Annotated in this window: 32 protein-coding genes; 24 read left to right on the top strand and 8 right to left on the bottom strand. The window is 41.7% G+C overall.

Annotated elements, in window-relative coordinates:
* Window positions 1-11 precede the first annotated feature (11 nt).
* The 7 genes from ACWIUD_RS01095 (at window position 12) to ACWIUD_RS01065 (ending at window position 4549) form a co-directional block, all read left to right on the top strand.
* Window positions 12-1040 carry a sulfate ABC transporter substrate-binding protein gene (locus ACWIUD_RS01095; RefSeq protein WP_454145860.1) on the top strand — a complete coding sequence of 343 codons (1029 nt, stop codon included), beginning with the start codon at window positions 12-14 and terminating at the stop codon, window positions 1038-1040.
* 122 nt (window positions 1041-1162) lie between these two features.
* Window positions 1163-1450: a type II toxin-antitoxin system RelB/DinJ family antitoxin gene (locus ACWIUD_RS01090; RefSeq protein ID WP_454145858.1), complete on the top strand. Its 288-nt coding sequence runs from the start codon at window positions 1163-1165 to the stop codon at window positions 1448-1450.
* A gap of 3 nt (window positions 1451-1453) precedes the next feature.
* Window positions 1454-1720, top strand: coding sequence for a type II toxin-antitoxin system RelE/ParE family toxin (locus ACWIUD_RS01085; RefSeq protein WP_454145856.1), 267 nt, complete (start codon window positions 1454-1456; stop codon window positions 1718-1720).
* A gap of 17 nt (window positions 1721-1737) precedes the next feature.
* Entirely contained in the window at window positions 1738-2190 is a 453-nt protein-coding gene (locus tag ACWIUD_RS01080) for a hypothetical protein (protein ID WP_454145854.1), read from the top strand.
* A 3-nt stretch (window positions 2191-2193) separates the two neighbouring features.
* A complete protein-coding gene (gene cysT / locus ACWIUD_RS01075; RefSeq protein WP_454145852.1) occupies window positions 2194-3042 on the top strand; it encodes a sulfate ABC transporter permease subunit CysT in 849 nt (282 codons plus the stop codon).
* The gene (gene cysW, locus ACWIUD_RS01070) at window positions 3039-3887 is read left to right on the top strand and encodes a sulfate ABC transporter permease subunit CysW (RefSeq protein WP_454145850.1); all 849 of its coding nucleotides are present in this window, start codon (window positions 3039-3041) and stop codon (window positions 3885-3887) included. Before cysT ends, cysW begins: the two co-directional genes overlap by 4 nt.
* A gap of 101 nt (window positions 3888-3988) precedes the next feature.
* Window positions 3989-4549: a L,D-transpeptidase family protein gene (locus ACWIUD_RS01065; protein WP_454146356.1), complete on the top strand. Its 561-nt coding sequence runs from the start codon at window positions 3989-3991 to the stop codon at window positions 4547-4549.
* Window positions 4550-4762: 213 nt separating this feature from the next.
* Here ACWIUD_RS01065 and ACWIUD_RS01060 read toward each other — a convergent pair whose 3' ends face one another.
* On the bottom strand, window positions 4763-4888 hold the full coding sequence (locus ACWIUD_RS01060) for a hypothetical protein (protein ID WP_454145848.1): 126 nt from the start codon (window positions 4886-4888) through the stop codon (window positions 4763-4765).
* A gap of 24 nt (window positions 4889-4912) precedes the next feature.
* Here ACWIUD_RS01060 and ACWIUD_RS01055 point away from each other — a divergent pair, with 24 nt between their 5' ends.
* The 14 genes from ACWIUD_RS01055 to ACWIUD_RS00990 all read left to right on the top strand — a co-directional run bounded on the left by ACWIUD_RS01055 (window position 4913) and on the right by ACWIUD_RS00990 (window position 15136).
* Window positions 4913-5494, top strand: coding sequence for an acyloxyacyl hydrolase (locus ACWIUD_RS01055; protein ID WP_454145847.1), 582 nt, complete (start codon window positions 4913-4915; stop codon window positions 5492-5494).
* 109 nt (window positions 5495-5603) lie between these two features.
* Window positions 5604-6068, top strand: coding sequence for a MerR family transcriptional regulator (locus ACWIUD_RS01050; protein ID WP_454145846.1), 465 nt, complete (start codon window positions 5604-5606; stop codon window positions 6066-6068).
* 139 nt (window positions 6069-6207) lie between these two features.
* Entirely contained in the window at window positions 6208-6714 is a 507-nt protein-coding gene (locus ACWIUD_RS01045) for a hypothetical protein (RefSeq protein ID WP_454145844.1), read from the top strand.
* 146 nt (window positions 6715-6860) lie between these two features.
* On the top strand, window positions 6861-7097 hold the full coding sequence (locus ACWIUD_RS01040; protein WP_454145842.1) for a hypothetical protein: 237 nt from the start codon (window positions 6861-6863) through the stop codon (window positions 7095-7097).
* Window positions 7094-7354, top strand: coding sequence for a type II toxin-antitoxin system RelE family toxin (locus ACWIUD_RS01035; protein ID WP_454145840.1), 261 nt, complete (start codon window positions 7094-7096; stop codon window positions 7352-7354). Before ACWIUD_RS01040 ends, ACWIUD_RS01035 begins: the two co-directional genes overlap by 4 nt.
* Before the next feature lie 41 nt (window positions 7355-7395).
* Window positions 7396-8766 carry an ankyrin repeat domain-containing protein gene (locus tag ACWIUD_RS01030; RefSeq protein ID WP_454145838.1) on the top strand — a complete coding sequence of 457 codons (1371 nt, stop codon included), beginning with the start codon at window positions 7396-7398 and terminating at the stop codon, window positions 8764-8766.
* Window positions 8763-9101 carry a hypothetical protein gene (locus ACWIUD_RS01025; RefSeq protein WP_454145836.1) on the top strand — a complete coding sequence of 113 codons (339 nt, stop codon included), beginning with the start codon at window positions 8763-8765 and terminating at the stop codon, window positions 9099-9101. Before ACWIUD_RS01030 ends, ACWIUD_RS01025 begins: the two co-directional genes overlap by 4 nt.
* A gap of 13 nt (window positions 9102-9114) precedes the next feature.
* A complete protein-coding gene (locus tag ACWIUD_RS01020) occupies window positions 9115-10098 on the top strand; it encodes a hypothetical protein (RefSeq protein WP_454145834.1) in 984 nt (327 codons plus the stop codon).
* Window positions 10095-10325 carry a hypothetical protein gene (locus ACWIUD_RS01015; protein WP_454145832.1) on the top strand — a complete coding sequence of 77 codons (231 nt, stop codon included), beginning with the start codon at window positions 10095-10097 and terminating at the stop codon, window positions 10323-10325. The genes ACWIUD_RS01020 and ACWIUD_RS01015 overlap by 4 nt, the downstream gene beginning before the upstream one ends.
* A gap of 12 nt (window positions 10326-10337) precedes the next feature.
* The gene (locus ACWIUD_RS01010) at window positions 10338-11405 is read left to right on the top strand and encodes a sulfate/molybdate ABC transporter ATP-binding protein (RefSeq protein WP_454145830.1); all 1068 of its coding nucleotides are present in this window, start codon (window positions 10338-10340) and stop codon (window positions 11403-11405) included.
* Window positions 11395-12126, top strand: a complete 732-nt coding sequence (locus ACWIUD_RS01005) for a phosphoadenylyl-sulfate reductase (protein WP_454145828.1) — start codon at window positions 11395-11397, stop codon at window positions 12124-12126. The genes ACWIUD_RS01010 and ACWIUD_RS01005 overlap by 11 nt, the downstream gene beginning before the upstream one ends.
* A gap of 64 nt (window positions 12127-12190) precedes the next feature.
* The gene (locus ACWIUD_RS01000; protein ID WP_454145826.1) at window positions 12191-13363 is read left to right on the top strand and encodes a restriction endonuclease subunit M; all 1173 of its coding nucleotides are present in this window, start codon (window positions 12191-12193) and stop codon (window positions 13361-13363) included.
* Window positions 13363-13920, top strand: coding sequence for a hypothetical protein (locus tag ACWIUD_RS00995; RefSeq protein ID WP_454145824.1), 558 nt, complete (start codon window positions 13363-13365; stop codon window positions 13918-13920). The genes ACWIUD_RS01000 and ACWIUD_RS00995 overlap by 1 nt, the downstream gene beginning before the upstream one ends.
* A gap of 13 nt (window positions 13921-13933) precedes the next feature.
* On the top strand, window positions 13934-15136 hold the full coding sequence (locus ACWIUD_RS00990) for a DNA-methyltransferase (protein ID WP_454145822.1): 1203 nt from the start codon (window positions 13934-13936) through the stop codon (window positions 15134-15136).
* A gap of 106 nt (window positions 15137-15242) precedes the next feature.
* Here ACWIUD_RS00990 and ACWIUD_RS00985 read toward each other — a convergent pair whose 3' ends face one another.
* The 7 genes from ACWIUD_RS00985 to ACWIUD_RS00955 all read right to left on the bottom strand — a co-directional run bounded on the left by ACWIUD_RS00985 (window position 15243) and on the right by ACWIUD_RS00955 (window position 21519).
* Window positions 15243-15503, bottom strand: a complete 261-nt coding sequence (locus ACWIUD_RS00985; protein ID WP_454145820.1) for a hypothetical protein — start codon at window positions 15501-15503, stop codon at window positions 15243-15245.
* A gap of 45 nt (window positions 15504-15548) precedes the next feature.
* Window positions 15549-18362 carry a hypothetical protein gene (locus ACWIUD_RS00980; protein WP_454145818.1) on the bottom strand — a complete coding sequence of 938 codons (2814 nt, stop codon included), beginning with the start codon at window positions 18360-18362 and terminating at the stop codon, window positions 15549-15551.
* A gap of 213 nt (window positions 18363-18575) precedes the next feature.
* Window positions 18576-18731, bottom strand: coding sequence for a hypothetical protein (locus ACWIUD_RS00975; protein ID WP_454145816.1), 156 nt, complete (start codon window positions 18729-18731; stop codon window positions 18576-18578).
* A gap of 133 nt (window positions 18732-18864) precedes the next feature.
* Window positions 18865-19428, bottom strand: coding sequence for a hypothetical protein (locus tag ACWIUD_RS00970; protein WP_454145814.1), 564 nt, complete (start codon window positions 19426-19428; stop codon window positions 18865-18867).
* A 7-nt stretch (window positions 19429-19435) separates the two neighbouring features.
* Window positions 19436-20011: a hypothetical protein gene (locus tag ACWIUD_RS00965; protein ID WP_454145812.1), complete on the bottom strand. Its 576-nt coding sequence runs from the start codon at window positions 20009-20011 to the stop codon at window positions 19436-19438.
* 13 nt (window positions 20012-20024) lie between these two features.
* On the bottom strand, window positions 20025-21245 hold the full coding sequence (locus ACWIUD_RS00960) for an NAD(P)/FAD-dependent oxidoreductase (RefSeq protein ID WP_454145810.1): 1221 nt from the start codon (window positions 21243-21245) through the stop codon (window positions 20025-20027).
* 70 nt (window positions 21246-21315) lie between these two features.
* Window positions 21316-21519, bottom strand: coding sequence for a hypothetical protein (locus tag ACWIUD_RS00955; protein WP_454145808.1), 204 nt, complete (start codon window positions 21517-21519; stop codon window positions 21316-21318).
* A 26-nt stretch (window positions 21520-21545) separates the two neighbouring features.
* On the opposite strand from ACWIUD_RS00955, the gene proB reads away from it, so the two are divergent.
* The 3 genes from proB to ACWIUD_RS00940 are packed head-to-tail and all read left to right on the top strand — an operon-like array spanning window position 21546 to window position 23985.
* The gene (gene proB, locus ACWIUD_RS00950; RefSeq protein WP_454145806.1) at window positions 21546-22343 is read left to right on the top strand and encodes a glutamate 5-kinase; all 798 of its coding nucleotides are present in this window, start codon (window positions 21546-21548) and stop codon (window positions 22341-22343) included.
* A complete protein-coding gene (locus ACWIUD_RS00945) occupies window positions 22325-23311 on the top strand; it encodes a methionyl-tRNA formyltransferase (protein WP_454145804.1) in 987 nt (328 codons plus the stop codon). The genes proB and ACWIUD_RS00945 overlap by 19 nt, the downstream gene beginning before the upstream one ends.
* Before the next feature lie 11 nt (window positions 23312-23322).
* Window positions 23323-23985 carry a biotin--[acetyl-CoA-carboxylase] ligase gene (locus tag ACWIUD_RS00940; RefSeq protein ID WP_454145802.1) on the top strand — a complete coding sequence of 221 codons (663 nt, stop codon included), beginning with the start codon at window positions 23323-23325 and terminating at the stop codon, window positions 23983-23985.
* The last annotated feature ends 44 nt before the right edge of the window (window positions 23986-24029 follow it).

Here is a 24029-nt window from a genome sequence, read left to right as displayed (position 1 = left end):
AAGGATAAAAAATGAAAAAACTAGCATTCAAAATCGTGGCATCGATTTTAGGATTTGTAAGCGTGGTGTTTGGGGCAAATTATGAGATTTTAAATGTCTCTTATGACCCCACAAGAGAGCTTTATAGGGCATATAATGCCGAATTTAGCGCGTGGTATGCAAAGCAAAAAAGCGATAAAGTATCGATTCGTCAATCACACGGGGGCTCAGGCGCACAAGCGCGCTCTGTCATCGATGGGCTTGAATCTGACATAGTTTCGCTTGCGTTGGCGTTTGATATTGACGCGATTGCGGAGCGTGGATTGCTAAAAAAAGATTGGCAAAAAGCGTTTCCAAACAACTCTACGCCATATTACTCAACAATCGTTTTTCTCGTTAGAGCTGGCAATCCAAAGGGCATAAAAGATTGGGACGATTTGGTAAAAGACGGCGTGAAAGTAATTACGCCAAATCCCAAAACTTCGGGCGGTGCGCGGTGGAATCACCTAGCAGCCCTAGCTTACGCTCTTAAAATGGAGAAAAACAACGATAAACCACAGGCGCAAAATTATATAGCGCGAGAATTTTTGACAAAACTTTACAAAAATGTGCCTGTGCTAGATTCAGGTGCGAGGGGCGCGACAAATACCTTTGTGAAGCGCAATGTGGGCGATGTGCTAATCGCGTGGGAAAACGAAGCCCTTTTAGCGCAAAAGCAACTTGGCAAGGGCAAATTTGAGATTGTCATTCCTAGCATTAGTATTCTCGCTGAACCACCTGTGGCAATCGTAGATAAAGTCGTGGATAAAAAAGGCACACGCGAAGTGGCAAAGGCGTATATCACGCATTTGTATGATGAAAGTGCGCAAGAAATCATCGCCAAAAATTTCTATCGCCCCATAAATGAAGCGGTGGCGAAAAAATATAGTGCGAATTTTCCTGCGCTAGAACTCGTAAAAATCGATACCTTTGGTGGCTGGAGCAAAGCACAAAAGACGCATTTTAGCGATGGCGGGGAGTTTGATAAGATTTTTGAAGCGATTAAAAAAGAGAAAAAATAGCGCGGATTCTGCGCTTTGCAGAATCTAACACAAAAAACGCAGAATCTGAGCCTAGATTCTGCGAATCTTAATATATTTTATGGTAAAATGCCATATTTTAATTTCAAAATAAGGATAAAGCAATGCAAACCATAAATGTAACTTTTAGAATGGATAAAGACGACAAGGCGCAATTTGAGCGAATCATAAGCGATATGGGGCTAAATCTTAGCTCTGCGTTTAATGTATTTGCCAAAGCCGTGATACGCGAAAATGCGATACCATTTAGCTTACAAGGTAGAAGCGAGATGCCAAATGATAAAACCAAAAAGGCGATAGAAAACGCACGAAAAGGCGAGAATTTAGAGAGTTTTACTTTGGAGCAGTTAAGGGCAGAATTTGAAGCAATGAAGTCGCAAAATAAGGCATAAGCGATGAATTTAAAACGCGAGAAAAAATTTATCAATGACTTATCAAAGGTGCGATTAAGCGATAGCGAGTTTAATAAAATGGTGGAATATTTTTCATTATTAGCAAATGATAAACCACTGCCACCAAGCGCAAACGACCACGCGCTAAAAGGGGAATATGCAGATGCTAGGGAATTTCATATTTGTGGCGATAAGCTAGTGATTTATTTGATTGAAAATGATGAGATTCGACTATTGCGAATCGGCACACATTCGCAACTTTTTAAATGATTTGGAGTAAAAATAAAATGAAAAAACTACTAGCATTTATATTTTTAGCGTGTGGCGTGGTGTTTGGTGAGCAGATTCGTATATTTATAGCACAAGATGATAATATAGAGATTCGCTATAAATTTATACCGCCAAATGTTAAGACGAGAATGTATATAGCATTTGAAATATATCATAATGGCGTGTTGGTGTTTAAGGATAAGGCTTGGGCTTGGACGGCAGCTGAAAAAGAGGACATAGCCGAAAATGGTGAATCTTATAGAGTGTATGTTTATAACAATGATGGCAAATGCAAAGTAAGCCTTAGAGAGCAACAAGGCTCTTTATTAAAAAGCGAATATAAAAATCCACCAAAGCAAAGCAAAGAAAGAATGCAAATAAGGATAGAGAACAAACAAGACAAAGTCTGCGATTCGCTTAAAAATATCGCGCTAGAAAATAAAATCTTTTATAAAATCAATAAGGATTAGCAAATGAATCTCTCACAACTATCACAAAAAATCATCGCCAAAAAGCCCTCGATTTTGCAGGGCTTTGGGCTTAGCTTCGGGCTTGGTATGACATATTTTAGTCTGCTTGTGATTATCCCGCTAATCGCGCTTTTTGCGTTTAGCTTTAAATTAGAGTGGGCAAAATTTGTAGAAATCATCAGTGATTCACAAGTGCTAAGTGCGCTTAGATTCTCACTCTCCACCGCGCTCATCGCCGCGCTAATAAATCTTATTTTAGGATTTATCGTGGCGTGGAGCTTGGCGCGATATGACTTTTTTGGCAAACGACTTTTAGAAGCCCTAATCGACTTGCCTTTCGCGCTCCCCACCGCCGTAGCGGGAATCGCAATCGCTTTTTTGCTATCAAGCAATGGTATCGTAGGCAAGGCATTTTTGGCAATCGGTGTAGATTTGGAGGGGCGCAGTTTTGTAGCCGTTGTCGTGGCTTTAGTGTTTGTAGGGATTCCCTTTGTGATTCGCACACTAGAACCCGTCATCAAAGATTTAGACAAAGAGAGTTTAGAAGCCGCAGGGAGCTTGGGGGCGAACTTTTATCAAAGTTTTTATTTTGTGATTTTGCCTTCTTTAATCCCATCTGCGCTCATTGGATTCGCCCTAGCCTTTGCGCGGGGGCTTGGCGAGTATGGCTCAGTGATTTTTGTCTCAAACAATATCCCATTTGAGAGCGAAATACTGCCACTTTTAATCGTAAAAAAGTTAGATTCGTTTGATTATTTGGGCGGAAGCGCGGTAGGTGTGCTAATGATAAGCGTGGCATTTGTGATTTTACTTGCTATCAATCTTTTAGGGCAATGGAGGAAGCGCGTATGAATGGCAAAAATATGGCGCAAAAAAACGCGCAAATGATAAAAAACACAGAGCCAAAGGCGTTGCGCTACATTGGCATTGGCATTAGCTTTGCGTTTTTGGGCATTATGGTGGCGTTGCCTTTGATTATCGTCTTTGTGGAGGCGTTGAGTGAGGGTGTGGGCGTGTATGTGGAGGCGTTAAGCGATGAATACACGATAAAAGCACTGCTTTTGACGCTTACTTGCGTTGTCATTGTCGTGCCGATAAATGCGATATTTGGGACTTTTATCGCTTATGCAATCGCAAAGTTTGAATTTCGTGGCAAGTTTATATTATCAAGTCTTATTGAGATTCCCTTTGCCGTATCGCCTGTGATTGTGGGGCTTTGCTTTGTGCTTTTGTTTGGCAATAGCGGATTTTTTGGCGAGATTTTAAACGCGTGGGATATAAAAATCATTTTTGCCATCCCCGCGATAATCCTAGCAAGCGCGTTTGTAACATTCCCCTTTGTCGCAAAAGAACTCATCGCGCTAATGCAAGAGCAGGGCAAAGAGGAAGAGGAAGCCGCCATAAGTTTGGGCGCAAACGGGTGGCAGAGCTTTTTTAAGGTAACTTTGCCAAATATCAAATGGGGGCTTTTCTATGGTATCGTGCTGACAAATGCGCGGGTTATCGGCGAGTTTGGCGCGGTGGCGGTGGTGAGCGGGAAAATCATCGGGCTTACTACCACGATGCCTTTATATATTGAGATTCTCTACAATGACTATCTCTACACGGCGGCGTTTGCAGTGGCAAGTGTGCTAACGCTACTTTCAATCATCGCGCTTATTTTGAAATGTATCATTGAGAAATATGAGAGAGCGTAAAAACGCAGAATCTAGTGGCATAAATCAGCGCAAGGTTTTTTAAGATTGCTGCGAATACAAATCAAAATAATGGGAGTGCAAAAATAAAAAAATTAAGTTTGGTGATTGTAATTGTCGGGGCGGTGTGCGCTGTGGCTTTGGGTGTGGGTATAAGCGCGAAAATTTTAGGCACAAACCAAAGCGATTCGCATTCGCTATACTTCGCGCTCAAAGGCAATGCAATCGATTCATTGCTTGTCCAAAAAAGCGATAGAGTGCTAAAAGTGTTGGCAAAAGATTCTACAAATGGCGAAATCTATGTCGCCAAAACCTACCATATCGCGCTAGGTGGCAATCCACAAGGGCACAAAGCGCAAGAGGGCGATAGCAAGACTCCTGAGGGAGAATATCTCATCGATAGCAAAAATCCAAAATCGCGCTTTTTTCTAAATCTTGGCATTTCTTACCCAAATAGCGCGGATTTGGCAGATGCAAAGGCGCGTGGCGTGAGTGCTGGTGGGGATATAAAGATTCACGGATTGCGTAATGGGCTTGGATTTTTGGGGAAGTTAAGCTATGTTGCGGGTGATTGGACAGATGGCTGTATCGCGGTGCTAAATGATGAAATCAAAGAATTGTATGAGAGTGTCAAAGTCGGCACAAAGATTATGATTGTGCCATAAGCGTGAATCTGCAATTTAGATTCGCGTGAAGTTGGCATTAGATTCGCGCTAAATTTCGCTTAAAATTTTTATGATTCGCATAAAATCGCCCTAAATTTTTGCTACAATTTCGCTTTTTTTAAACGCACGATTTATAAAGCATTTGTCACAAAGGGCAAACTTTTGGGATTTTTCTTAATCGTTCGCGCAAAAGCACAAAAGGTGGCACAATGATTAGGGCGATTTTTGCACTGCTTTTATAAGCGCGTTAAATGCGCAATCCACGCCAAAATCTACACTAGAATCTAACCCGCAAATCGCAGAATCTAGCGCAAAACAAAATGTAGATTTGACAAACAACTCTATTACCCCCCCCCCCCAAATTTGTCGCATTCTGCAAAAACTAAGTTAGATTCCACAGCGGATTTTGCAAGTTTAGATTCCGCACCGCAAAAAAATCTAACCCAATATTTTGCCACAAATCCCGCATTTGGCGATAAACAAAATGCGATTCGGTTAGAGTTTGGCGCAAGTGTGCGAAGCAAAGGCTTTGAAAATCAATATCAAGTCGAATTTATCTACTCGCAACCAAACCGCTTTTTTCGCATTCACGGGCGACTAAATGTCGAAGTGGGCGGATTTTTTGGCTTTGGGCGTGGCTTTGGCGAAGTGAGTTTAGGCGCGATAAATCTCGCATTTGCAGGGGTTAGCGAGGATATTTTGCTCCCGCTTTTTGTGAGCGAAAATGGCAATCTTTACGCAGGGGTTGGCATCGGCGCGTATATCAAAAGCAAGGGCGAATCGCGCGTGGGTTCAAATTTCACCTTTGGAGAGCGCGTGTTTGTGGGCTATCTGTGGCAAAATTTTAGCTTTGAAATCTTTGTCAAGCATTTTAGCAACGGCACTTTGAGTTTGCCAAATAGCGGACATAATTTCTTTGGAATCACAAGCGGATATGTGTTTTAGGCGCGAATCTGGGATTGATTCGCGCAAGATTCGCACAAAGATTCGCGCTAAATTTATGCAAATTTTTTTATAATTGCGCCAAAAATTTTTGCATAAATGGAGGCGCAAAATGGCATACACGATTAAGCAAGTCGAATCCATCACAAAAGTGAGTTGCCACACACTGCGATATTGGGCGAAAATGGGGCTTTTCTCACATATAGAGCGCGATGACAACGGCTACCGATATTTTAGCGAACGCGATTTGCAGTGGGTTGGGCTAGTGCAATGTATGCGACAGACAGGTATGAGTATCGCAAAAGTGCGTGAGTTTGTCGAGCTAAGCAAAAGGGGCGATTCAAGCCTAAATGAGCGAATTGCAATGTTGCAAACACAAAGGAGCGAGATTTTATCCGTGCTTGAATCTTACCAAAACGCCCTAAATTGCATTGATAAAAAGATAGCGATTTTGGAGGCAAAAAGCGACTTAATGACGCCGGGCAAAAGCAAGGGACTGCGCAAATACTACGATAAAGACAAGCAATACAAAAGCCTAAAAGACAATGCAAGTAGCAAGGTGCGAGTGCGAAAGTGAAATGTATTAGGCAAATATAGCATTATGGGCGAAAATCGCTAAATTTTTAGGATATGTGGCGCACGAGATTTGCTTTGTCGTTATAAAAATTTTCTTTTTTATGGGATGCGAATCTGTGGATTTTTTGGCTTTAATTTTTTTGTTATTTTTCGTTGTCGCTGGGGCTTGGACGCTTTACACACAAGGGCGAAGCGCAAAGATTTTGCTTGGCATTTTTTGGGGCTTTTGGCTTTGTATTTTTGTCTCCGAGATATTTAAGATATTTTTACTCACTCAATTTAATGTGATAAAATTAGAGGATTTTTTTGCTTTATCATTTGCGATAATGCTTTGTATCGTGGGTTTAGCAAGTATTATTTTCCATAAAAAATTCCCAAATTTTTGGCTTTTTTATCCTTATGTGTGCTTTTTTGTCGGCATTGTGGCGTCTAATATTTGGGATTTGTTTAATGAAGCACCGCGCAACAAAGGCACTTATGTCGATGATGATGAAATCTATCTTTGGCGCACACTAGCGGGGCTTTTTGTGGTATTAAGTTTGGTGGGACTTTACACACTTTTTAAGCGCAAAAAACTCATCTGCACGCTTATTTTTGTGGTGATTTGTGTGCTGTGGGCGTGGAGTTTTGTGCGTTTTAGCACTTAAATTCGCGCTATTGTAAGTCGCCTTAAACGAAACGCAACGCAAAATCCACAAAACAATAATCCAAAATAGCCACAAATCTAGCCAAAACAAAAAATATAAATTTGCTATAATTGCGCGTGAATCTAATCAAAATAAAAGGATAAAAAATGACAATCCAAGTGCAAATCAGCGATAAAAATAAAAGCGAGATTATAAGCGCGATTCGCCTGCTAAAGGGCGTGCGTGAAGTGCGCGAATCTAGCAAAAACAAAAGCGAAAAATTGCCCCAAAAGCTTCCTATGGAAACCAAAGCGGACTATAAAGCGTGGAAAAAGGCGCGAAAAGAGTTGAAGCGCGGGGAAACTTACAGCCTAGAATCTGTCAAAAAAGAGCTTGGGCTATGAGCTATAAAGTAGAGATGAACAAGGAAGTGCGGAAGTTTTTGCACTCACACCCTGAAGTAAGCGCGAAATTTATTCACGCATTAGAGCAAATCGCGCAAAATCCATTTGAAAATAACCTTGACATTAAGCGTTTGCAGGGTGAATCACACAAATATCGATTGCGAATCGGCAAATATCGCCTTTTGTATGAAATAATCGAATCACAAATCCTAATCTACGCCTACAAGGCGCAATCTCGGGGCGATATTTATAAATAAGATTCACGCGAATCGAAATTAAAATAATGGAGCGATAAAAAATGAAAAAGTTAAGTTTAGTATTTTTAGTGGTGGGGCTTTTAGTGCAAGTGGCGTTTGCTTTTCCGCCAGATTTTTGCTATGAATGTAAGCCATATTTAAGCAATAAAGGCGTGATGAGTAAAAACACACTTAAACGCATAAATTGCGCTGATAAATTTGCGAATATGGCTTGTTTTAGTGGCGAAGTAGAACTTACAGGCGTAGTTGTAAGCGCGTATCATAACGAATATGATGAAAACTTTTTTCAAACGCGCTTTTACCCTGATAAGAATTTGGATTTGCCTTTTTTGCGTTGGGGTTATTGCGATGGTGGCGTGTTTGATGAGAAAATGCAAAGATTGGATTGCAGTAAGGTTAAAGTCAAATTTGAGCGATTAGATTTTGGTGTGCTTTTAAAAATCGATAGCAAAAAAGTATTTTTACCCAAAGCGATTGCGGATAAGCATTTGGGCGAGAGTAGGATTCGCGCTAAAGTGCGCTTAAAAGATTATAGCTTTTATGGCGAGGGCGAAGCGGGACACGATGCTTACGCTACGCTTATAGAATTTAGCCCACTTGGCAAGGTATATGAGCATTACGAAGACGGCGGAGAGTTTATATCGCTTAAATACGGCTCAAAAGATAGCTTTGTAAATCTACGCGATAAGCCAAATGGCAATATCATCGCACAAATTAAGCGCGAGGATATGCGCTGTGGAGCTGAAAATGATGAGATTTTATGGGCGGATTATCCACCTGATACAAAGATTGAAAAATTGCCACAAAATAAATGGTTGGAAGTCTTTTACTACCCACTAAATGCCAAAAAGCCCCAAGAGGCAATCTATGGCTATATCCACAGCTCACAGCTAAAATTGTCGTGCGATTCGCAGGTTTTAAGTGAATCTGCGCAAGATTTAAGCAAAAATCAATCATTATGCGAAGCAATATGGCAAAGTGATATAAAGGCAACAAAAAGCGATATTGAGGCAATAAAGCAAGCGTTACAAAGTGGCGCAAATGTCAATACGGCGGATTGTAATGGTCGCAGTGCATTTGACAAAAGCGTGTATAGTGGGCGTTTTGATATAGCACTATATTTGGTGAAAAATAAAAATTTCAATGTCAATATGCGTGATATAGATAATGGCGATACGCCACTGATTATAGCAGTAAATATGAATTGTGAGATTAAGTCGTCTGAGTGTAAGGGCAACGATAAGATTTATGAAATTGCAAAATTGCTTATGCAAAAAGGTGCGAATCCATATATGAAAAATAAAGAAAGAATAAGTGCGATTTCACTAGCTGAAAGTGAAGGCTGTGGTTGCGAATACAAACCTGATAACAAAATGCTTAAAATTTTGCAAGGGAGAAGTAGTAAAAAATGAAAAAGTTAGGTTTGATATTTTTGGCAAGTATTTTATGGGCGGATTTTGTGCCATTTGGCGAACAATGCACCTTTCAAAATGACACATTTTGGATAAAAATCATTGAGCTTTGTGGTGAGGGCGATATATCCTGCGATAAAGTCGCATATATCGGGCTAAATAAACAAAGTGGCGAATTTATCACACTTAAAGGAAAGGCGATAATAGCTTACAAATATGCTGGATATGAGTTTGCAAATCAAGGCTACACTTACCATATAACGCACGATGAGTCGCTAGTGATTTACAAAGGCGATAAACTTATACAAACAATGAAATTGCAAAGTTGCAAATAAAAGGAATGTGAAAATGAAAAAGTTAAGTTTAGTGTTTTTGATTTTCGTGGCGATTTTGGGATTTAGTGCGTGTGGTGATTCAAAGGATTCAAAAGCTGAATCTAGCGCAGATTTAGGCGAATCACAAACGATAAATACTAGCGATTCGCAGAGCGAATCTAACGAATCTAGCGCGGATTCAAGTGCAAATTTAGACAAATCCGCGCCAAAAGATTCACATATAGATTTCATTGTAGATTGCGATAAGTGCGTGATTCGAGTGTTTGCTACTAATTATGAAATAGATAGATTTAAAAAAGAATGGGGAGAAGATGATTTTTATGTAATTGCAGATGACGCACATTGGTATGCTGATATGCTAGACGAATATCTTAAAGCAAACGGCATAGAAACCAAGTATATTTCACAAGATAGGGTGAATTACACAAAGCTTGTTTTTCCAAATGAAAGCATAGATATTGCAAGACTTGATTCGCTCTATGAATTTTATCTATACCAAAAAGGCAAAAAGCCCAAAGAGCTACAAGATATTGTGGTGTTTGAAGATGAAATCAACGAATATTTTGGTATCACAAATCCAAAAATTTCGCAAGATTCGCAAGATTTGCGTAGAGATTCAGGCGATTCTGGCGCGAATCAACAGCTAGATTCGCTATGGCAAGGCAGATATACTTTGTCGCGTGAAGGATATATCGGGTGGATTGATATAATGCGTTGCGAGGGCGATTTGTGTGCCTTTGCTTATGAAGCTAGCGCGGGGCAAAGCGTATGCAATATTAGTGGCAAAATCCGCCTTATAGATTCCGCTAATGCGCGAACAACGAGCATTATTAGCGATGGTGAGGATTTTAGCAGGTGCGAGATACAAATCGCCAAAAATGCGCAAGGTATCATTCCAACGCGAGATAGGGCGATATTTGATTTTGATTGCTATGCAATGTGTGGGGATAACGCAGAATTTGAATGGGGCGATACTTATAAAAAGGATAAAAAATGAAAAAATTAAGTTTGATAGTTTTGGTGGCGTTTATGTCGATTGCGTTTGTGGCGTGTGGGGATTCAAAGGATTCAAAAGCTGAATCTAGCGCGGATTCGCACGAATTACAAACGATAAATGCTAACGATTCACAGAGCGAATCTAACGAATCTAGTGCAGATTTAGGCGAATCTACCCAAAAATCCACGCAAGATTCGCAAGATTTGCGCGAATTTAAATCACAATAAAGGAAGGACAAAATGAGCATAGAAATCCGTAATTTAAGTAAGCACTTTGAGAGTTTTCACGCGCTGAAAAATATCAATTTGACATTGCAAGAGGGCAAACTCACCGCGCTTTTAGGACCAAGTGGCAGTGGGAAAACTACGCTACTTCGCATAATCGCAGGGCTTGAATCTGCCGATAGTGGGGAGGTGCGATTTTTTGGCGAGGACATCACAAGCCAAAGCCCCAAAAATCGTGGCATAGGCTTTGTATTTCAGCACTACGCGCTTTTTAAGCATATGAGCGTGTTTGAAAATATCGCCTTTGGATTGCGTGTGCGCCCCAAAGCCACGCGCCCAAGCAAAGAAGCGATAAGAGACAAAGTCGCCGAACTGCTAAAAATGGTGCAGTTAGAATCCCTTGCCAAACGCTACCCAAGCGAACTTAGTGGCGGACAAAAGCAACGCGTAGCACTTGCAAGGGCTTTGGCAATCGAGCCAAAGGTGCTGTTGCTTGATGAGCCATTTGGTGCGCTTGATGCAAAGGTGCGCGTGGATTTGCGAAAGTGGCTTCGGCGATTGCACGATGAGATTCACATCACTAGCATTTTTGTAACGCACGACCAAGAGGAAGCCCTAGAAGTGAGCGATGAGATTGTGATAATGAACGCTGGGGCAATCGAGCAAGTAGGCACACCCGAAGCCGTCTATGAGCACCCTGCAAATCCATTCGTATATAGCTTTTTAGGCAATGTCAATCTTTTCAAAGCGCGAATCAAAGAGGGCGTAGTGGTAACGGAGAGCGGAGCAAACGAGGAATCAAATCAAACATTTTTCGTCCGTCCGCACGACATTGAGATTTCATTTAGCAAAAAATACGGCTCACACAAGGGCAAAATACTGCATTATCGAATCTTAGGCGATAGGATTATCTTAGAAGTGCAAATCGGCGTAGGTGTGGACGCGCAAGTGATAGAGGCGCAAATCGACAAGGGGACGCTAAATGAGATTCGCACCAAAAACATTGAGACAATTTATGTGAATTTCTTAAATCTTAAAGCTTATCGAAGCGATGAGCAATCTTGGAGTGAGTATGTCATATAATAGCGATATAGCGCGATTGCGCGAGGTTTTGGACGAGGTTTTGGGCGGAGATTCTAGCAAAAATTCTAGCGGTGGATTTGGCAGTGGATTTGGCGGGGGCAAAATCGCCCTAGCGTTTTCACACCAAATCGAGGATACAATCGCGCTAGATTTGACGCTAAAAGCGGGGATAAACAGGGCAAATTTGGAGGTTTTCACGCTTGATACAAAGAAACTTTTTGATGAGAGTTTGGCATATCAAGCGGAGGTGGCGCGATTTTTTGACATTGAGATAAAGGCGTTTAGCGCGGAGGATTCGGCGATTATCACGCTAGAAAATGAGCTTGGCGAGTGGGGAATGCGCGAGAGTGTAGAAAAGCGCAAACACTGCTGTGCCGTGCGAAAAATTACGCCATTAAAAGTGGCGTTAAGTGGCAAAGTCGCGTGGATTAGCGGAATCCGCATCGCACAATCCATCACACGCGCACAAACGAAACTCATAGAAAATGATGCAAACTTCGCGCTAAAAAAAATCAATCCGCTTTTTGATTGGGAGGATAGCAAAATGTGGGATTACGCCAAAAGCGCGAATCTCCCCATAAATGCGCTGTATTCGCAGGGATTTAGCAGTATCGGGTGCAATGTCTGCACCCGCGCAATCAAAGAGGGCGAAGACATACGCGCAGGACGCTGGTGGTGGGAAAACCCCGACCACAAAGAATGCGGATTGCATAGAAAATAGTGTAAAATGTGTGGATTTTTTCGCTATAATCCCGCAAAAATTTTATAAGGCATAAAGGCACAAAATGACGGCAACTGCGACTAATTTAGCCCAAAATATGACAGCCACAAGCGTGTATAACGAACTTCGCTCATCATATTCGCTAAAATCAATCGCTGATAAATTATACTTACACACAGGCACTCTCAAACGCTGGGAGGCAACACAAAAAATCCCAAATGAATATCTCTACGACTTAAACTTTTTGCTTGGCAACAAATACGACTTGCAAAAGGTGGATTTTCGCTCACATAATGAATTTTTCACCAAAAAAGAAGTGGCAAAATATTGCTTTGAATCATTTTTGAAATTCTTAAATTTTCACAAATTAGATTCTAGTCAATACACATTTATAGAGCCTAGTTGTGGGGATTTGAGCTTTTTTAATCTAATGCCAAAAGATAGGCGAATCGGCATTGATTTGGAGGATAAAAAAGAGTATGAAAACAAAGGCATTTTGTGTGAGAATTTTTTAGGATTCACGCCAAAAGATTCGCACCAAAAATATATCGTGCTTGGCAATCCACCCTTTGGACTGCGCGGGAATCTCGCACTAAGATTTATCAATCACGCGGGGGATTTTGGAGATTCTAAGGATTTGCAAAATGGCGCGGATTTTGTGGCGTTTATACTGCCTCCGCTTTTTGATAGCGATGGCAAAGGTAGTCCAAAAAAACGCGTGAAAAACTATGAGCTAGTCCATAGCGAAAAACTCCCGCTAAATAGCTTTGTCTATCCAAACGGCAAAGAAGTCGAAGTAGCGACACTTTTTCAAATTTGGGCGCATAAAAAATTACTTGACAATAAAACGCTAAATATCGAATCTAACGCGCATAAAACCTGCAAAGACTTTATCAAAATCTACTCACTAAGCGATGGCGGGAGTAGCTCTAGCACACGCAACAAAGCAATGCTGTATAAATGCGACCTGTATTTGCCTAGCACTTGTTTTCACTCCGCTGGCAAACCACAGATGAAAATCTACTATGACTTTGAATCGCTCCCACATAGGCGCGGTTATGGCATTGTGATTTTGCGTGAAAATCCGCAAGAGAGGGCGCGTGTAAAATCCGCGCTAGAATCAATCGATTGGGTGCAAACTAGCTTTTTAGGGACAAATTCTAGCCTAAATTTGCGCACTTCGCTTATTGAAAAGGCGTTGATTGAAAAGGGATTTTATGATAAGGGCTTAATGTAATGGATATTTTAGAGATTGCAAACGCCGTATTTAGCGAGATTGAGCGCGAAGTAAATGCGACTTCAAAATGGAAAAGCACGAGCAAATACGCACGGATTCGCCACTTGCAAATTGATAAGCGCGGGAGTTTTGGCGAACGGCTTTTGCGCGATATTTTTAGCAAAGAGCGCAATATTTCACTTGCATATCAAGACGGCGACCAAGGCGATTGGGATATAAAAATCAACGATATTCGCGTGGAAGTAAAAACTTCAAGCCTTGATGTGAATGATAAATTTCAAAACGAACATATCAAAAACACGCCAAATTGCGATTTTATCTGCTTTATCGGTGTCGCACCTGATAATCTTTATATGCGGTTAGAAAAAATTAGCGAAATTGATTTTAGCAAGTTACACAATCGAGGGGAGCGTGGCACAGGCGCGGGATATAAATGGGATTTTAAAAAAGAGCAAATGATTGAGGTAAAAACCCGCGAGGAAGTTGTCGCACTATTTTATGCCAAAATGGGACTTGATAAAAAGAGCATTAAGAAAAGTTTGAAATCGCAGAAGTAAAAATCATTAAAAAATGAATCTAAAATCCCAAATTCTCCCCCTAAACACAATTTTACACGGCAATAGTTTAGAATTGCTAAAAACGCTCCCTGATTCAAGCATTGATTTAATTTTCGCTGACCCGCCGTATTGGATGCGTGTGGAGGGGACGCTTAAACGCCCTGAGGGAAGCGATTTTAGCGGGTGTGATGATTTGTGGGATAATCAATTTGACTCGACACGCGATTATAGCGACTTTACTCGTGCGTGGCTTACGGAGTGTCGGCGCATTTTGAAGCCAAATGGTAGCATTTGGGTTATTGGTGCTATGCAGTGTATTTACACCATTGGCGGGATTATGCAGGATTTGGGTTTTTGGTTTATCAATGACATTGTGTGGCATAAAAGCAATCCCACGCCAAATTTTATGGGGACGCGCTTAAATAACTCCCACGAGACGCTGATTTGGGCGACTAAAAACAAAAAAAGTCGCTACACATTTCACTACAAAACCGCCAAAGAGCTAAACGCTGAAATCATAGATTTTGCTAAAGGTGCGCGAAAACAGCTTGGCTCAGTGTGGAAAATCCCCGTATGTAGCGGAAATGAGCGACTAAAAAATGCGCGTGGCGAGAAGCTCCACAGCACGCAAAAGCCCGAATCTCTGCTGTATCGTATCATCGCTATTAGCTCAAATTTAGGCGACATTGTGTTAGACCCATTTGGTGGGAGTATGACGACTGCGGCGGTGGCAAAGAGGCTTGGGCGAAGCTACATAATGTGTGAGCAAAACGAGCAGTATATCCACGCAGGGCAAAGGCGCGTAGATTGCGTGGCGTTTGAAAATAGCGATATTGCAAGGGCGAAATTTGATGAAAAGCCCTTGCGTGTGAATCTTTGCGATTTGATAGAGTGTGGGCTTTTGCGCGTGGGGGAAACACTCTATATCAAAGGTAGCGAATCTAAAAGCGCGAATCTCACCGCAAATGGCAAGGCACAATACAATGGCGAGATTTTTGACATTCACTCACTTTGTGCGAAACTTAAAGGCGTGAAGGCGCAAAGGCTAAATGGATTTTTATGGTGGGAAGTGGTGCGAGAGAACGCAGAATCTTATCAAATTCGCAGAATCTCGCACGAAAACGCAGAATCTAGCGCAAAAAAAGAGCGAATTTTGCTTAATGATTTAAGAGAATTTTATAGGGAAAATTATGCTAGATTCTGCGAATTTAGGTGATTTGCAGAATCTAATGCGAAAATTACCCACCCCCTTAATCCCCCTCCGCAAGGGAGGGGGAAATTTTTAGATTCTGCACTAGATTCTGCGATTTTTGTGCGAGATTCTACGAATAGATTCTGCGATTTTTTTGATGAGATTCTGCGATATTTTGTTGTTGTAAAATAAATTTTGATTTGCCAAAGCAGTATATAAATTTAAAAATAGATTGCCACGAAGTTGCCCAAAGTGCGACTTCTCGCAATGACGGAGTTTTTTTGAGATTCTTCGCTAGTTTCACTCGCTCAGAATGACAAAGTTTGGGGTAGATTCTGCGATTTTGATAAAATTTCGCACGAGATTCTGCGTTTTTGATAAAATTTCGCACGAGATTCTGCGATTTTCGTGTAAATTCGCAGAATCTAAAATGCCTTTAATATTTCCCTGTCCTTCCGCCGCTTCGCGTGTTTTTCGCTCCGCCGGTGTCTATGCCGTAGTTGCGCTGCTCATCTTTTGCCTCGCCTTTGATGTAGATAAATGCGCTTGTGTTCCACTTTACATTTGCATTCCAATAGGCATTATAGAGCAAGAAGTTCGGCATAGAGGCGGGTGTCGCGCCATTTACGAAGTTGCCGTGCAAAATGTTTAGTTTATAAGTCCCCGCACTTAAAAAACTATACGCAATCTCTTGCATTCCGTTTGTCACGCCACTAATCATTCGTATTTGCGTATTGCCTAAGTTTTCAATCTCGGAGCGATTTTTTTCCACCTGCACGGCGTTATACTCGCTAAAAGTCCTATCAATCCACCATCCTTGCTGCGTTGGACTTCTATCTTTTTTGTTATCATACGCACCGCGTCCGATGATATTATAAACCCTGCCAATGTCGCAATACTCGCATTGAAACTCATAAAGCACCTTGCTATTATTTGCCGTGCCGAATTTTGGCGCATTGTCCGTATCGATGGCATTTATTCGCGCACGCAAAATCACCATATCCAAATTTGCATTTGCGATATTTGTGTATTTTGGATAGTAACTATTCTCAAATCCAAAAAATCCCATATCATTTTTCAAGGTATTTTTATCGATGATGATGGGTTCGCTTTTCATATTTGGCGTAAATGGCGTGTTATTTTTAGTGACTTTTAGTATCGCGTCATCTAGCGTGATTTTGCCATTCACAAAGGAACTATACGGCACTTTGGCGGTTTCAACCTTTCCGCTTTTATCTACTAACTCGATTTTAATCGTCCCATTTGCCGCATTTAGGGCAAAAGTCATATCTTGCGCGGCGCAGTTGTTGCTAAATGTCGTTGCAATGTCGTTATTTGGATTATTCGCGTCAAATTCATTTTTTAGCGCGGTTATCACAAGTTTCACGCCTTTTTCTACCGCCGGCGTGTATCCCTGCCCCAAATACAGCACTTTCAAATCCGCACCTTTATGGGTTTTTAGCTCCACTTGAAAATCGCTTGGCACGATTTGATAGTCAAACTCCGCCTTAATCGCTCCGGGATACGGGCAGGGGAACTTCCCGCCATTGCCATCGCAAAGTCCGGATGCCTCTTGCTGTTTTATTTGCTCTTGCAAAACGCTATCTAAAATCAGCACTTCCGCATTCGCCACTAGCGCATTATCCGCGCTAAGTGTGGCGATAGATTCTGCGTTTGCGATGAGTCCTTTTGTCATTTCTGCGTTATTTGCAGTGATTTGTGGAGTGATGGCACACGCACCACTTGCATTGCTAACGCTTGGCGTGCCACCTTTTAGTGGCGTCTCGCTTGTGATTGCCTGTGTGGTGGATTTGCTCTTATCTTGCTGCATACTGATTACACCATTCACATCGCTTGATACATCCACGCCTTCATCCACTTTCCCATCGGCAGTATAGGCGATGACTTCTTTTACTTGGAGTTTTAGCTCTTTGTTGATTTTTATCACGGGTTTTCTTTTCCAATTGTCATTGCTGTGTTTTAGCGTTTCGACTTTTTTATTTTCCACTCTTATTGCTTGTGCGTTGAGTGCCTCGCTGATAGGATTTCCATCTTTGTCAAAGTTCAAGCTAACCACGCCGAATTGATACAAATGTGGCGCTACTAAAAAATCCACCTCCGCCTCCGCAGAATCTCCATCTTTATTTTTCCCACTGCATTTGATTGTATATTTGCCACTTTTGGGGAAGGCGGATTTTGGTGCGCTGTATTTCATCGCCCAAAGACTATTCCAGCTAAATGCACTTCCAGCATTCCCAGAGTGCAAAACTTGTGCGCCAGAATCGGTTATTTGACAGGTGGCAGATTGCAGTCCGCTATCGATACTGCCAGATTCTGCGTAGATTTTAAAGTCATAAGAGTTGCCAGAGACTTTCGTATGGACTTTTGAAATCGCTTGCTTGCTATCCTCCCAGTCGATAATGACAAGTTTGCCAAGTGGCTCTTTTGGCTTATCAGGGTCGGGTGGTGGTGTGCCACCGCTAGTGATTGGCAGTGCCATCTGCTCGCAAGGTCCGCTTTTCCACCCCATATTATTGGTAAATCCTCTAAAACGCACGGTTTGTCCGCCTTGATTATCCAAAAATACTTTTATGGTTCCGCCACCGGGTGCTCCACCTTCCCACGGGCGATAGCAAAAGCGCATATTCCAACTTTGCGAATTGCTTATTTTAAGAAGTTTTTCATTGCAAGTTTTTTCATCATCGCCCGCATCGCATTTGGGTTTGTAATAATAGTTTTGCCCCATTGCGTCCGCATCGCAAAGACTTACGGGCTTTTCCTCGCCTGAGTTTTTCTCTACGCATTTTGCCATTTGGAGAAATTCATTTGGTGAGCCGTGTCGCTCATCTTTCTCAATCGCGCAGTAGGAATATGTATTTATGGGATTCCAGCTACCAGCACCATTTATGAAAACATGGGCATTTGGGTCGTTGCCACCGCCATTTAACTTGCAGCTTGTAAATTGACATTTTTTGCTCTGCTCTGTTTCCTCGACTTTGTCATCCTTGCCATCCACGCTCCAATGCCAAGATTTCAAGCAATGTGTGGGGCGATTTGGCAGACAATATGTGCCGTGACCTGCCCACTGCGAGTTATTTTTAGCATAGCTTAATGAATGCCCCAAATATTTGAAGCAACGATAGATTTTGCCATCATATTTCACATTATTATCGCCATCGCCGGGCGGATATCCGCCACCATTTGCCAAAATCATAATGGGAAGCGCACATAATAAAAGCAACTTTTTCATCTTAAACCCCCTTTTGAATTTTAAAATCTCTAATTATTGCATAAAAATATAAAATAAATATTAAATGGGTTAAAAAAATTTTTGCGTGGTATTTTTGGGGGTGATTTTGCGGGGAGATTCTGCGCTTTTCTGTATTTTTTCCGTCATCGCGAGATTTGACAAAGTCAAATCGTGGCAATCTATTAGGGAGACTCTGCGTTTTGGGTGAATCACTTACTTGTAACGAATCTGCATTGATTTGCTTTTTGGATATTGATTTTTTGTGGATTGCTTCGTTGCACTCGCTTCGCTTCGTGCGCCTCGCAATGACGAAATGAGCGTGGATTCTGCGTTTTTCTGTATTTTTTCCGTCATTGCGAGATTTGACAAAGTCAAATCGTGGCAATCTATTATTTTGTCATTCTGAGCGAGTGAAACGAGCGAAGAATCTATTTTTAGATTCTGCGAATCGTTTGATTTTTAGAGATTCTGCGAAATTTTAGAGAAAAACGCAGAATCTGCATTACTTTCCGTCATTGCGAGACTTGCTTGCAAGCCCTGCATTTGCGTAGCAAAATCGTGGCAATCTAAAAATTCCCCCTCCCTTGCGGAGGGGGCTAGGGGGTGGGTATTTAATTTTTTTAGATTCTGCGTTTTTCGCACAAATCGCAGAATCTATGATATTTTCGCCATTTTCAGCATTCGATTCGCTAGTTTTTTTTCGCAAAAAGGGCTGCACCCCCCTCCCCACTCCCCCTACTCGCCAAAAGCAGCCGCTTTTCGCTTTTAGGGGGAGGGCTCTCGCTTTTTCCGCTTCTAGCAAAAAATCGGCACTCGCACTACTGCAACCTTGCTCCCGATTTTTTGCACCACGAAGCGGGCGAGTTTCGGGTGCTTCGCACGGATTTTTAGATTGCTTCGGCGATAAATCGCCTCGCAATGACGGAAAATAGCGCACTAGATTCTGCGATTTTCGTGCGAATCGCAGAATCTTAATGGATTGCCACGACTTGCTTCGCAAGTCTCGCAATGACGAAATTAAGGCAGATTCTGCGATTTTTGCACGATTCGCAGAATCTAACGCCATTTTCGCACTAATTTCGCACGACGCCTTTTAGCGCGGATTTTACATAATTTGGCATTGCGAAGCACCCTTCATAAATCCGCGCATTGCAAAATTGCAAATCCCCGCACATATCTAACTTTTGCAGTGAAAAGTCCGCCAAAGGGTGAAATTTATTTGAGGCAAAAAGATAGCATTTTTCGCGCCCACTCTCTTGCACTCTAAACGGCACTAGCACGACAAAATCCGCCTTTTTTTGCAAAATCTCATCTTTGCTTAAATCGCGCAAATCCACTATCAAAATGCCGTTATTTTTTAGCAACTTTTGATAATGCTCGGTGTTTGCGCTTTTTAAGTCGATTATCAAATCAAATTTTTGCACTTTTAGATTTATCGCCAAGTCATAAAATTTCACGCCCTCCGCGAATCTATCACGCTCCACGCTTGAATTTAGCGCGTGAATTTTCGCGCCAAATTTTAGCAAAGAGCTGAAAATCTCCGCATTCTCAACGCCCACTAGCAAAACTTCTTTTTGTGCGCTACCAAAGTCATTTACACAAAGTCCAGCACACGCCAAAATCTCAGATTCTGCGATATTAAAGTCCATTTTAAATCCTTTTTTACGAACTACTTCTAAACCGAAACTGCCCTTTTTTAAGGACATTTTTCAACCCGCCAATGCTTAAAATCCACTTATTTTCAATAATATTTTTGAAAAACGCCGCAAGTTCGCCCCACACATTGAAGCGAAACACAAATCCCACGCCATCGGTATGCCCGATAGAGCACACCGTCCCACGATGATTAAAGGCAAATGGCGCATTTGGCGTCACTCCACGCGCTAAATTTATAAGCTGAAATGCCACAAATTCGCCCATTTGATTTGCTAGCTGCGCGGTGGGCGCGTGGATAATATCGCGCTGTGTGGCAAGCGCGCAATCGCCGATGACAAAGATATTTGGCGCACTTGGCACTTGCAAAAATTCATTGACTTTTATGCGATTATTTTTGCACTCAAAGGCACTTTTGCCAATGACTTCATTGCCCTGCACGCCCGCGCACCAAATGTTTGTATTCGCGCTGACTTTTATCGCTGAATCTACCGCTGAATATTTCGCCGAATCGCATTTTACCATCACGCCGTCTTTTTGCACTTCGATTACTTCGCCTACGATTAGATTTATGCCTAATTTTTTGAGTTTAGATTCAGCGATATCGCGCAGTTTGTCGCTAAACATCGGCAAAACTTTGGGTGCTTTGCTGATGATATTTATTTGCACCAAATCGCGCGAAATCCCGCAAATATCGCATAATTCTTTGCTTTGATTGGCGAGCTCAGCGGCAAACTCAACGCCCGTAAATCCGCTCCCACAAATATTAAAATGCAAGTCAAACTTATCATCGCTAAACTTAAAATCTTTAAATTTATTTTCGATGTGTGAGCGGATTTGAAGTGCCGTATTTGCGCTATGTAGGACAAATGCAAAGTCATTAACCCCGCGAATATTAAAAGTATTTGGTTTAAACCCAAGCGCAATCACCAAATAATCAAAGTCGTATTTGGCATATCGCGCGATGACTTTGTCCCGCTCTATGCGTAAAATCGTATCTTTCACAAAGGCGATTTTGCCTAAATCAAGGATTTTTCGAAAATAAATGCGCGCCTTTCGTGCGTTGTAAGTGCCAATCGCCACTTTGTGAAGCAGTGTGGATTGATAATGGTAGTCGTGCTTTGAAATTAGCGTGATTTGCGCTTTGCCACGCAGTTTTGCGAAGTGCTTTTGCAGTGTGATAGCGCATTTCAGCCCGCCATACCCGCCACCTAAGATTAAGATTTTCATTATTCTCCCTTAAAAAAAAGCGGAATTATAATCTTTAAAAAGGCAATTTGCAAGGGAATTTATTTAGATTCTACAAATCGCAGAATCTGCAATGAAAATAATGCAAGATTCTGCTAAAATTATGATTTTTATAACTTGAAAAGGCAAATTTTATGAAACAATCGAAGTAATTGCGGTGGTGCTTTCGTAGTTTTTGGTGAATCGACACAAGGATAGCGGACTTTTGCGTCCGTGCCTTGTGACGATTCGCCAAATCTGCGGAATGATTACCCAAGAACAAATTGCAAAAGGTTAATTTTTATGAAAGACACTAAACGAATCGTCCTAAAAGTCGGCAGTTCTATTATCTCTGATGGCAACGCCCTAGCGCAAGGGCAGATTGAAAATCTCTGCGCATTTATCGCAAAACTCCGCACAAAATTTGAAGTGATTTTGGTAAGCTCGGGCGCGGTTGTAAGTGGCTACACACAGCTAAAAATCGACAAATCACTCATCGAAAACAAGCAAGTTTTGGCAAGTATCGGGCAACCGCTTTTGATGGAGGCATATCGCAACGCATTAAGAGCGCACGACATAATCCCCGCGCAGTTGCTTGTGATGGGCTTTATATTTGATTCGATAAAGCGCAGACGATACGCTAGGCGAACGATTGAGACGCTTTTGGCAAATCAAATTTTGCCAATTATCAACGAAAATGATGTGCTAACGCAGGGCGAAATGGTGTTTTTGGATAATTTTGGCGACAATGACAATTTGGGCGCAAGCGTTACGGAGTGCTTTGATGCCGATATGCTGGTGATTTTGAGCGATATTTATGGCTATTTTGACAAAAATCCGCTTGAAAATAAAAATGCTAGGCTAATCAAAAATGTCCGTGAGATTCGCGCTGAAACTTTGGTGGGCGACAAGCAAGGCGGGAGCGCATTTAGCACGGGCGGAATCGTTACAAAGCTAAATGCAGCGGACTTTTTGCTAAAAAAAGGGCGCAAAATGTTCTTATGCTCGGGCTTTGATTTAGAGCCGACACTAGAATTTTTGCTAAATGGCAAACACGAAAAGGGGACGCTTTTTTGCGCTGAATGTGGGGAAATTATATGAAAATCGCAGAATCTAAACCCCTAAAAATCGCATTTTTTGGCACTCCGCTTTTTGCAAAAAATATTTTAGAAACGCTCATTTGCGAATCAAAAAAGTCCGAATCTCTCAAACGCGAATCCCAAAAGCAAAAATCCTTTGAAATTATCGCACTTATCACGCAAGAGGACAAACCCTTTGGGCGCAAAAAAGAGCTAAAAATGCCAGAAACCAAAGCTTTTTTGGTGGAAAATGCACCGCAAATCCCCATTTTTCAGCCACAAAAAGTTAGCGATATTTTAGGCGATTTGCGCACTTTGAAGCCAGACATTGCGCTTGTGGTGGCTTATGGAAAAATGCTCCCAAAGGCAATCACTGATGAATTTTACTGCATTAACATTCACGGCTCGATTTTGCCGAAATTTCGCGGGGCAAGTCCCATAAATGCGATGATTTTAAATGATGAAAAATTTTTGGGCGTTAGCGCGATAAAGATGAATGAAAGGCTTGATAGCGGGGAGATTTTAGGCATTAGTGCGATGAAAAATGGTGGATTTGGGTTTGAAAAATTAAGTGAGATTTTGAGCGTTATGGGCGCGAATCTTGCGCTAAAAGTCATAAATCGCCTTAACCAAATCGCACCTTTAAGGCAAAATGACTGCGATTCATCACACTGCCACAAACTCGCAAAAAGCGATGGAATCGTGCGCTTCATAGACGCAAAAGAGATTTTTTTAAAATCCCTTGCCTTTGAAATTTACCCGCAAATCGCGCTAGAAAACGGGCTAAAACTCTTTGGCGTGGAAATCAATGAGATGGAATTATCGCACAATGCGGGAGAGATTTTGGAAGTTTGCAAGTCTTGCGTTGTGGTGGGCTGTGAGAGCGGTAGCATAATCATCAAATCGCTTCAAAGCGCGGGTAAAAACAAAATGAGCGCGGTTGCCTATCTCAACGGAGCGCGGTTAAAAGTGGGCGATATTTTGCGGTAAATGGGCGCAAAATGCAAATAAAATTTTTTGATTCACTACCCTCCACGCAAGAATACTTAATCGCCCAAATCAAAAGCGGTGCGGTAGATTCGCCACTTTGCATTGTCGCAAAGGCGCAAAATGCGGGGATTGGCTCTCGTGGTAATGAATGGAGGCAGGTAGAAAAAGGGCTATATTTTTCTTTTGCATTGCCGCTAGATTCGCTACCGCAGGACTTGCAAGTGCAATCAAGCGCAATCTTTTTTGCCTTTAATTTTATGCGTGAATTGCGCGATTTGGGTTCGGCAATTTGGCTAAAATACCCAAATGACTTATTTTTGGGGCATAAAAAAATCGGTGGCGTAATGTGTGGAATCGCTGGAAACTTCGCTGTGTGTGGCATAGGGCTAAATTTGGAGGCGCAGAAATTCGCGCATTTAGAAAGCAATGTCAGCGCGATTTTGCAAGGGGATTTAAATGGATTTTTGGGCGCATTTTTTAAGCGTGTGAAATCCGCCTTTTGGAGCGAAGTTTTTAGCGCGTATAGCGCGGAATTTCACAAAAACTACGACTTTTCATTTCATAGCGAAAATGGCAAAATTTTATCGCTAAAAAACGCCACATTGCAAAAAGACGGCGCAATAAAGGTGGGTGGCAAACTAATTTACAGCACACGAGATTCTGCGAAACTATAAAGATTCTGCGATTTTATTAAGATTCTGCGAATATTTCACAAAAA

The organism is Helicobacter sp. 23-1044, assembly GCF_053654695.1.
Note: the sequence above shows the minus strand (reverse complement) of the source record. Positions and strands in the feature narration are given on the sequence as shown.

What these genes read in the sequence shown, in the direction of transcription:
- ACWIUD_RS01095 (WP_454145860.1), top strand. Translation starts at nt 12, where the DNA reads ATGAAAAAACTAGCATTCAAAATCGTGGCATCGATTTTAGGATTTGTA.
- ACWIUD_RS01090 (WP_454145858.1), top strand. Translation starts at nt 1,163, where the DNA reads ATGCAAACCATAAATGTAACTTTTAGAATGGATAAAGACGACAAGGCG.
- ACWIUD_RS01085 (WP_454145856.1), top strand. Translation starts at nt 1,454, where the DNA reads ATGAATTTAAAACGCGAGAAAAAATTTATCAATGACTTATCAAAGGTG.
- ACWIUD_RS01080 (WP_454145854.1), top strand. Translation starts at nt 1,738, where the DNA reads ATGAAAAAACTACTAGCATTTATATTTTTAGCGTGTGGCGTGGTGTTT.
- cysT (WP_454145852.1), top strand. Translation starts at nt 2,194, where the DNA reads ATGAATCTCTCACAACTATCACAAAAAATCATCGCCAAAAAGCCCTCG.
- cysW (WP_454145850.1), top strand. Translation starts at nt 3,039, where the DNA reads ATGAATGGCAAAAATATGGCGCAAAAAAACGCGCAAATGATAAAAAAC.
- ACWIUD_RS01050 (WP_454145846.1), top strand. Translation starts at nt 5,604, where the DNA reads ATGGCATACACGATTAAGCAAGTCGAATCCATCACAAAAGTGAGTTGC.
- ACWIUD_RS01040 (WP_454145842.1), top strand. Translation starts at nt 6,861, where the DNA reads ATGACAATCCAAGTGCAAATCAGCGATAAAAATAAAAGCGAGATTATA.
- ACWIUD_RS01035 (WP_454145840.1), top strand. Translation starts at nt 7,094, where the DNA reads ATGAGCTATAAAGTAGAGATGAACAAGGAAGTGCGGAAGTTTTTGCAC.
- ACWIUD_RS01030 (WP_454145838.1), top strand. Translation starts at nt 7,396, where the DNA reads ATGAAAAAGTTAAGTTTAGTATTTTTAGTGGTGGGGCTTTTAGTGCAA.
- ACWIUD_RS01025 (WP_454145836.1), top strand. Translation starts at nt 8,763, where the DNA reads ATGAAAAAGTTAGGTTTGATATTTTTGGCAAGTATTTTATGGGCGGAT.
- ACWIUD_RS01020 (WP_454145834.1), top strand. Translation starts at nt 9,115, where the DNA reads ATGAAAAAGTTAAGTTTAGTGTTTTTGATTTTCGTGGCGATTTTGGGA.
- ACWIUD_RS01015 (WP_454145832.1), top strand. Translation starts at nt 10,095, where the DNA reads ATGAAAAAATTAAGTTTGATAGTTTTGGTGGCGTTTATGTCGATTGCG.
- ACWIUD_RS01010 (WP_454145830.1), top strand. Translation starts at nt 10,338, where the DNA reads ATGAGCATAGAAATCCGTAATTTAAGTAAGCACTTTGAGAGTTTTCAC.
- ACWIUD_RS01005 (WP_454145828.1), top strand. Translation starts at nt 11,395, where the DNA reads ATGTCATATAATAGCGATATAGCGCGATTGCGCGAGGTTTTGGACGAG.
- ACWIUD_RS01000 (WP_454145826.1), top strand. Translation starts at nt 12,191, where the DNA reads ATGACGGCAACTGCGACTAATTTAGCCCAAAATATGACAGCCACAAGC.
- ACWIUD_RS00995 (WP_454145824.1), top strand. Translation starts at nt 13,363, where the DNA reads ATGGATATTTTAGAGATTGCAAACGCCGTATTTAGCGAGATTGAGCGC.
- ACWIUD_RS00990 (WP_454145822.1), top strand. Translation starts at nt 13,934, where the DNA reads ATGAATCTAAAATCCCAAATTCTCCCCCTAAACACAATTTTACACGGC.
- ACWIUD_RS00980 (WP_454145818.1), bottom strand. Translation starts at nt 18,362, where the DNA reads ATGAAAAAGTTGCTTTTATTATGTGCGCTTCCCATTATGATTTTGGCA.
- ACWIUD_RS00970 (WP_454145814.1), bottom strand. Translation starts at nt 19,428, where the DNA reads ATGGCGTTAGATTCTGCGAATCGTGCAAAAATCGCAGAATCTGCCTTA.
- ACWIUD_RS00965 (WP_454145812.1), bottom strand. Translation starts at nt 20,011, where the DNA reads ATGGACTTTAATATCGCAGAATCTGAGATTTTGGCGTGTGCTGGACTT.
- ACWIUD_RS00960 (WP_454145810.1), bottom strand. Translation starts at nt 21,245, where the DNA reads ATGAAAATCTTAATCTTAGGTGGCGGGTATGGCGGGCTGAAATGCGCT.
- proB (WP_454145806.1), top strand. Translation starts at nt 21,546, where the DNA reads ATGAAAGACACTAAACGAATCGTCCTAAAAGTCGGCAGTTCTATTATC.
- ACWIUD_RS00945 (WP_454145804.1), top strand. Translation starts at nt 22,325, where the DNA reads ATGTGGGGAAATTATATGAAAATCGCAGAATCTAAACCCCTAAAAATC.
- ACWIUD_RS00940 (WP_454145802.1), top strand. Translation starts at nt 23,323, where the DNA reads ATGCAAATAAAATTTTTTGATTCACTACCCTCCACGCAAGAATACTTA.